This is a genomic window from Actinomadura sp. HBU206391 (genome assembly GCF_014323665.1).
Lineage (GTDB): Bacteria > Actinomycetota > Actinomycetes > Streptosporangiales > Streptosporangiaceae > Actinomadura_C.
Window position 1 is genome coordinate 1 of the sequence record NZ_JABVEB010000252.1, and the last position, 7680, is coordinate 7680.

The 7680-nt window shown below is 68.1% G+C and carries 7 protein-coding genes; 6 read left to right on the forward strand and 1 reads right to left on the reverse strand.

The genetic code is table 11. The features are described from left to right. On the reverse strand, positions 1–478 hold a 478-nt coding region (locus HKK72_RS33085; RefSeq protein WP_187238361.1), incomplete at its 3' end, for a RecB family exonuclease. A 119-nt stretch (positions 479–597) separates the two neighbouring features. Between HKK72_RS33085 and HKK72_RS33090 the strand changes: the two genes are divergently transcribed. The 6 genes from HKK72_RS33090 (at position 598) to HKK72_RS33115 (ending at position 7259) form a co-directional block, all read left to right on the forward strand. After that, positions 598–1761, forward strand: coding sequence for a M50 family metallopeptidase (locus HKK72_RS33090; protein ID WP_315987573.1), 1164 nt, complete (start codon positions 598–600; stop codon positions 1759–1761). Positions 1762–1834: 73 nt separating this feature from the next. Continuing rightward, positions 1835–2800 carry a tRNA (adenine-N1)-methyltransferase gene (locus HKK72_RS33095; RefSeq protein ID WP_410050368.1) on the forward strand — a complete coding sequence of 322 codons (966 nt, stop codon included), beginning with the start codon at positions 1835–1837 and terminating at the stop codon, positions 2798–2800. Positions 2801–3005: 205 nt separating this feature from the next. Beyond that, a complete protein-coding gene (arc, locus tag HKK72_RS33100) occupies positions 3006–4769 on the forward strand; it encodes a proteasome ATPase (protein WP_187238363.1) in 1764 nt (587 codons plus the stop codon). Positions 4770–5099: 330 nt separating this feature from the next. Continuing rightward, positions 5100–6617 carry a depupylase/deamidase Dop gene (gene dop / locus HKK72_RS33105; RefSeq protein ID WP_187238364.1) on the forward strand — a complete coding sequence of 506 codons (1518 nt, stop codon included), beginning with the start codon at positions 5100–5102 and terminating at the stop codon, positions 6615–6617. 193 nt (positions 6618–6810) lie between these two features. Then, the gene (locus HKK72_RS33110; protein ID WP_187238365.1) at positions 6811–7020 is read left to right on the forward strand and encodes a ubiquitin-like protein Pup; all 210 of its coding nucleotides are present in this window, start codon (positions 6811–6813) and stop codon (positions 7018–7020) included. Between the two features lie 89 nt (positions 7021–7109). Then, complete coding sequence (locus tag HKK72_RS33115) at positions 7110–7259, forward strand: hypothetical protein (RefSeq protein ID WP_187238366.1); 150 nt, start codon at positions 7110–7112, stop codon at positions 7257–7259. The last annotated feature ends 421 nt before the right edge of the window (positions 7260–7680 follow it).

Sequence of the window (7680 nt, forward strand, 5' to 3'; positions counted from 1 at the left end):
CGCCGGTGGGGGCGACGTCGACCCGGTCGATGTACCCGCGCAGTTTCAGCCCCGAGTTCAGCACCGTCTCGACGAACATCTCCCGCTCCGCCGGCTCGAGCCGGCGAGGGTCTTCCAGCGCGAAGTAGCGCTCCAGCATCTGCCGGGCCTGGGCCAGCCACTCGGCGCGCTCGGCGACCCCCTCGGCGTCGTCGGCGAACAACGCGGCCAGCCCGGCGTCCTCGCCGAGAAGACGCTCCCACTGGGGATCCAGCAGATCAAGCGCCGCCGGCACCGTGCGCTCGGCGGCGGGGAGATCGAACAACCGCTCCAGCACCGCGTGCACCAGGGTGCCCCGCACCGCGGCCGGGCTCGGCTTCTCGGGGATCTGGTCGATCACCCGGAAGCGGTACAACAGCGGGCAGGTCATGAAGTCCCCGGCCCGCGAGGGGGACAGTGATCCGATCACTGGCACGGCCGGGCCCGCTGTGGTCGTCATGAGCGGAAGCGTAGGGGACGGCCACGACGAATTCCCGCATCCTCGAGCCGTGGGGCATCGCGGGCCACGCTCGGGGCATCCGCCCGGGTCATGACCACCGAGGGCATAGCATCGACATCGTGGCAGACAGCACCCCGGGCGCCGGGGGGACACCCGGGCGCGAAGACGAGCACGCGAGCCGCCGGCCGGGACTGCTCATGGGGCGCCTGTTCGGCATCCCGGTGTACGTCTCGCCCACCTGGTTCATCGTGGCCGTCGTGATCACCTGGATCTTCGAAGAGCCCGCGTCACGGGTGGTCGACCGGCCCGCGAGCTACCTGGTCGCGTTCACCTACGCCGTGCTCCTGTACGCGTCCGTGTTCGTCCACGAGCTCAGCCACTCGGTGGTGGCGCGGCTGTTCGGGCTGCCCGTACGGGCGATCACCCTGCACATCCTCGGCGGGGTGTCCGAGATCGAGCGAGAACCCCGCAGCCCGGGGCGCGAGTTCCTGATCGCGTTCGCCGGGCCGCTGCTGTCGCTGGTGCTGGGCGCCGTCGGCCTGCTCACCCTGCTCGCGACGCTGCCGGACGTGGCCCGGCTCCTGGTCGAGGCGGTCACGTTCGCCAATTTCGCGGTCGCCGTGTTCAACCTGCTGCCGGGTCTGCCGCTGGACGGGGGCCGGATGATCCGGGCCGCCATCTGGAAGGTCACCGGACAGCCGAGGACGGGCACGATCGTCGCCGGTTGGGTCGGCCGGGCCGTCGCGGTCCTGGTGCTCGTCGCCGGCGCCTTCGCCGCCACCTACCGCGCCGACGACCTCGGCTTCGGCTGGGTCTCGCTGATCTGGTCGGCCCTCATCGCCTCGTTCATCTGGGTCGGCGCGACCCAGGCGATCCGCACCGAGCGCGTGCGCGATCGGATCCCGCTGCTGCAGGCCCGCCGGCTGGCCCGCCGGGCCACCCTGGTGACCGCGGGGGTTCCGCTCGCCGAGGCGGTGCGGAGGGCGCACGAGGAGGGCTCCGGCGCCATCGTCATCGTCGACCACGACGGACGCCCCACCGGCCTGGTCAGCGAGCAGGCGGTGCTCGCGACCCCGCAGAACCGCCGTCCCTGGATCGAGGTCGGTGATCTGTCCCGCGGGCTCGAACCCGGCCTGGAGCTCCCCGCCGATCTGTCCGGTGAGGATCTCGTCGTCGCCATCCGCAAGGCTCCGGCGACCGAGTACCTGCTCGTCGAGCCGACGGGCAGGGTCTACGGCGTGCTGGCCGTCAGCGACCTCGATCGAGCCTTCGCCGGCGTCTGAGCCCGCGTCCCGGCCGCGGCGAAGCGCCCGCCCAGGCCCCGATAACCTGACCGACATGAGCGAACCGATCCCGATCAGCGACTCCACCGGCCGCATCCCGCACGGCCCCTTCCGTGCCGGCGACCAGGTTCAGCTCACCGACCCCAAGGGGCGGATCAACACCATCACGCTCCAGCCGGGCAAGCTGTTCCACTCGCACAAGGGTTCCGTACCCCACGACGAGATCATCGGTCGTCCCGAGGGCATCGTGCTGCGTTCGAGCGGGGGCACCGAATACCTCGCCTTCCGCCCGTTGCTGGCCGACTACGCCGTACGGATGCCGCGCGGCGCCGCCGTCGTCTACCCCAAGGACGCGGCTCAGATCGTCACCATGGCCGACGTCTTCCCCGGCGCCCGGGTGGTCGAGGCCGGAGCCGGCTCCGGCGCTCTGAGCTGCTGGCTGCTGCGCGCCGTGGGCGAGCGCGGACGCGTCTCCTCCTACGAGCGCCGACCGGACTTCGCCGAGGTGGCGCGGTCGAACGTGGAGAGGTTCTTCGGCGGTCCGCACCCGTCGTGGCGCCTCACCGTCGGTTCGCTCCAGGACGCCATCGACGAGACCGAGGTCGACCGGGTCGTCCTCGACATGCTGGCGCCGTGGGAGTGCCTCGACCCGGTGGCCAAGGCACTGATCCCGGGCGGGATGGTGTGCGCGTACGTCGCCACGACCACCCAGATGTCACGGGTGGTCGAGGGGCTGCGCGAGCACGGTTCGTTCGCTGAACCGTACGCCTTCGAGACCATGCTGCGGTCCTGGCACGTCGAAGGGCTCGCGGTGCGGCCCGATCACCGGATGGTCGGGCACACCGGCTTCCTCGTCACGGCGCGCCGCCTGGCCGACGGTGTGGTGCCGCCACGGCGTCGCCGCCGGCCGGCCAAGGGCGCCTACGGCGAGGCCGCCGAGGGAGACATGGGCGCTACGACTGGTGACGGGATTAACGTCGAATTCACACAACGCCCGGTGCAGCCCGCGGAGAGCGACATCAATTCTGCGGAAGCGTGAAGTTTGCGGCGTTCATACCCTTCTGTGATGTTCTTGATGGCTATCGCGGGCCCTGACAGACCTCTGTCCTCCCGACAGTCACCCGGCCTCACGGAGGGTGATCGGTTCGGCACGACACGGCCACCTATTGGGCAGGTTACGGAACCGCTCCAGATAGGTAGGGTTCTGAGTAGGTCGTCGGCTCTTCGTGAGGAGGTGACGGGGCGTGGCCGCTCGTGACGATGCTGGGGCGCGCAGGGCGCAGCACGACAAGGAGGTTCGTGACTTCCAAACTCAGGTTTCCTTCCTTGAGGAGGAGATCTCTGTGCTGCGCCGCAAGCTCGCGGAATCCCCCCGCCAAGTACGTGTGCTGGAAGAACGCCTCCATGAGGCGCAAGCCAATCTGGCCGCCGTAAGCGGTCAGAACGAGCGTCTCGTGTCGACACTGAAGGAGGCACGGGAGCAGATCATCGCCCTCAAGGAGGAGGTCGACCGGTTGGCGCAGCCGCCGTCCGGTTATGGCGTCTTCCTGGAGGCTCGAGACGATGGAACGGTCGATATCTTCACCGGCGGTCGCAAGCTGCGGGTGAATGTCAGCCCGGGTGTCGAGCTCGAGGAACTCAAGCGTGGCCAGGAGGTCATGCTCAACGAGGCGCTCAACGTCGTGGAGGCGTTGGACTTCGAGGAGCAGGGCGAGGTCGTCATGCTCAAGGAGGTCTTCGAAGACGGCGAACGGGCGCTGGTGATCGCGCACGCCGACGAGGAGCGCGTCATCAAACTGGCCGAGCCGCTGCGCGGCGTCCCGCTGCGGGCGGGCGACTCGCTGATGCTCGAGACCCGATCCGGATACGCCTACGAAAAGATTCACAAGGCCGAGGTCGAAGAGCTCGTCCTCGAAGAGGTTCCCGACATCTCCTACTCCGAGATCGGCGGGCTCGGTCCGCAGATCGAGCAGATCCGCGACGCGGTGGAGCTGCCGTATCTGCACGCCGATCTGTTCCGTGAACACCAGCTCCGTCCCCCCAAGGGCGTCCTGTTGTACGGTCCGCCCGGCTGTGGCAAGACCCTGATCGCCAAGGCGGTCGCGAACTCGCTCGCCAAGCAGGTCGCGGAGAAGACGGGGCAGGAGGGCAAGAGCTTCTTCCTCAACATCAAGGGCCCGGAGCTGCTCAACAAGTACGTCGGCGAGACCGAGCGGCACATTCGCCTGGTCTTCCAGCGGGCTCGTGAGAAGGCCTCCGCCGGCACTCCGGTCATCGTGTTCTTCGACGAGATGGACTCCATCTTCCGTACCCGTGGATCCGGGGTCTCCTCGGACGTTGAGAACACGATCGTGCCGCAGCTGCTGTCGGAGATCGACGGCGTCGAAGGGCTCGAGAACGTCATCGTCATCGGCGCCTCGAACCGCGAGGACATGATCGACCCGGCGATCCTGCGGCCCGGCCGCCTGGACGTCAAGATCAAGATCGAACGGCCGGACGCGGAGGCGGCCAGGGACATCTTCTCGAAGTACATCCTCACCGGTCTGCCGCTGCACCCCGACGATGTGAAGGAACACGGCAGTTCGAACGAGGCGACGGTCGAGGCGATGATCCAGCGGGTCGTCGAGCGGATGTACAGCGAGACGGAGGAGAACCGCTTCCTGGAGGTCACCTATGCCAACGGTGACAAGGAAGTGCTCTACTTCAAGGACTTCAACTCCGGCGCGATGATCCAGAACATCGTCGACCGGGCGAAGAAGATGGCGATCAAGCAGTTCCTCGACACCGGCCAGAAGGGATTGCGCGTCACCCATCTGCTCGCGGCGTGCGTCGACGAGTTCAGCGAGAACGAGGACCTGCCCAACACGACCAACCCGGACGACTGGGCTCGGATCTCCGGTAAGAAGGGCGAGCGGATCGTCTACATCCGCACGCTCGTCTCCGGCAAGCAGGGCACTGAGGCGGGACGGTCCATCGACACGGTGGCGAACACCGGTCAGTATCTGTGAGGTCTTGACGCGGGGGCTTGCGGGACCGCCCGACGTCGGTGGCATCACCGGCCCGGGGATCGATCCCGCAAGCCCCGGCGGGGCGGACCGCCCGCCCCGCCGCCCGCTGTGGCCGACGCCGCCCGAGGCCGTCCGAACGGCGGGAATTCACCTTCAGTCATGTGCGAACTCCCGCCGAGTCAGGATGGCGGGAATCCCGTAATGCCGTCATCACCTGCAAAAATATGATCTATTCGGGGGGCTGATGACTGTGTTGAGCGAGCGCCCATTCGGGTCACGATCCCGTGGTGCCTCTCGGGGCACGGCCCAAAGCACACTAGGCTCGTCCATATGAGTGTTCGGCGGGTGATGGGGACCGAGACCGAGTACGGCATTTCCGTACCAGGTCAGCCAGGTGCGAACGCGATGGTGACCTCCTCACAGGTCGTCAACGCCTACCTCGCCGCCTCCGCGGCCAGGGCCCGGCGGGCCCGGTGGGACTTCGAGGAGGAGAACCCGCTCCGAGACGCCCGTGGTTTCGACCTCGCCCGTGAGGTGGCCGACCCCAGCCAGCTCACCGACGAGGACCTCGGACTGGCCAATGTGATCCTCACCAACGGCGCCCGGCTGTACGTCGACCACGCGCACCCCGAGTACTCCACGCCGGAGTGCACCAACCCGCGGGACATCGTGATCTGGGACAAGGCCGGCGAGCGGGTGATGGCCGACGCCGCCCGCCGCGCGGCGATGGTGCCCGGCACCCATCCGATCCAGCTGTACAAGAACAACACCGACAACAAGGGCGCCTCCTACGGCTGCCACGAGAACTATCTGATGAAGCGCGAGACCCCGTTCTCCGAGATCGTCCGGCACCTCACGCCGTTCTTCGTGTCCCGGCAGGTGGTGTGCGGCGCCGGCCGGGTCGGCATCGGCGTCGACGGGCGCAGCGAGGGCTTCCAGATCAGCCAGCGAGCCGACTTCTTCGAGGTCGAGGTCGGTCTCGAGACCACGCTCAAGCGGCCCATCATCAACACCCGGGACGAACCGCACGCCGACCCGGAGAAGTACCGGCGCCTGCATGTCATCATCGGCGACGCCAACATGAGCGAGGTGTCGACCTACCTCAAGGTCGGCACCACCGCGCTGGTGCTCGCCATGATCGAGGATTCCTTCCTCACCGTCGACCTGTCGGTCGACATGCCCGTCGCGGCCCTGCGTGCGGTGTCGCACGATCCGAGCCTCAAACACCTCCTGACGCTGCGGGACGGCCGCAAGATGACCGCCGTGCAACTGCAGCTGGAATACCTCGAGCAGAGCCGCAAGTACGTCGAGGACCGCTTCGGCGCCGATGTGGACGAGAGCACAGCGGACGTGCTGAACCGCTGGGAATCGGTGCTGCACCGGCTGGGCGAGAACCCGTCGCAGCTGTCGCGGGAGCTCGACTGGGTGGCCAAGCTCGAACTGCTCAACGGCTACCGCAGCCGTGACGGGCTGGACTGGTCGCATCCCCGCCTCCAGCTCGTGGACCTCCAGTACTCCGACATCCGGCCCGACCGGGGCCTCTACAACCGGCTCGTGGCGCGCGACCGCATGGAGCGGATCGTCACCGAGGCCGAGGTGACCGCGGCCGTCGAGGACCCGCCCGAGGACACGCGAGCGTACTTCCGCGGCCGATGCCTGCGTCAGTACGCCGACGCGGTCGCCGCGGCGTCCTGGGACTCTGTGATCTTCGATGTGCCCGGCAGGGAGTCTCTGCAGCGGGTGCCGACGCTGGAGCCCCTGCGTGGCACCAAGCAGCACGTAGGGGGGCTGCTCGACCGTTGCCGGACGGCCTCGGACCTCGTCGCGGCGCTCACCGGTCACAACTGACGCAGCCGTCCCGCCGGGTTGGTTGCGACTGTCGCTCGGTCGTGACCGGTTTGCCCGTTTCAGTGGTCCGGATACGGGCGATAACCCCGGCAGAGCCCTCCATCGACGGCGACGGGCGGAACGGACCGTGATCTTCGCTCGTTGTCGGTGGTCGAGGGTAGAGTCGGACTCCCGGCGTATACGGAGGCTGAGCATGGCGACGAAGGACACGGGTGGCCAGAAGCAGACCACCCGGCGTGACGAGGAGGTGGAGGAGGCTCAGGCCTCTACCACCGAAGACGTCCAGGACAGGCAGGACAAGCTCACCGACGACGTCGACGCCATTCTCGATGAGATCGATGAGGTCCTCGAAGAGAACGCAGAGGAATTCGTCCGATCTTATGTACAGAAGGGCGGCCAATGATCCGCAATGTCCGCTTTACTGGAAGCGGGGGGCGGTCGCACGACATTGCCCGCATTGTGGAGAGCCGAGATCCGTAGCCGAGTTCGGACTTGAACAAGTACCTGCCGGACGGGCTCGCGCGTTACCACAAGGCCCGTTACGGCGTTCACTCCAAGGGCGAGCTGAAAGCACGAGACCTCGCCGTGGTCTCGAAGATCATTCCCACACTTCGCGTCAGGCCCGCCGCTCGTCCCGCATGAGACGCCGGCCCCGTGGCGTCGGTCAGGGACCGGCGTCTTCCGATGGTTCCGGCGGCGAACCCTGTTCATAGGCGCCCGGGACGGTGAATCCCCCGGCGGGGACGGGGACGTCGTGCGCGAGGCGGCACCACGCGAAGTCGATCGCCGCCGCCGCGCCGAGCACCGCCGACGCGGTCTCGGCGTCAGCCGGGCGGGGGGCCTCTGAGGGCCTTCCCCCCGGACGGCCACAACGAGGATCGACAGCAGGGCACCGGCCTTGATCTCGAAGCGGGGATCGTCACGCAGTGCCTTGGCGGTCATCAGCATGCTGCGGACGATCTGGCCCGCCGCGTCGGGGCGCCCGGCCCTCAGCCGTCCGGCGGTGGCGCGACCGGCGGCGGACAGGGGCCGTAGAGCTCGGCGGGCACGACCGGAATGGCGG

What these genes read in the sequence shown, in the direction of transcription:
- HKK72_RS33110 (WP_187238365.1), top strand. Translation starts at nt 6,811, where the DNA reads ATGGCGACGAAGGACACGGGTGGCCAGAAGCAGACCACCCGGCGTGAC.
- dop (WP_187238364.1), top strand. Translation starts at nt 5,100, where the DNA reads ATGAGTGTTCGGCGGGTGATGGGGACCGAGACCGAGTACGGCATTTCC.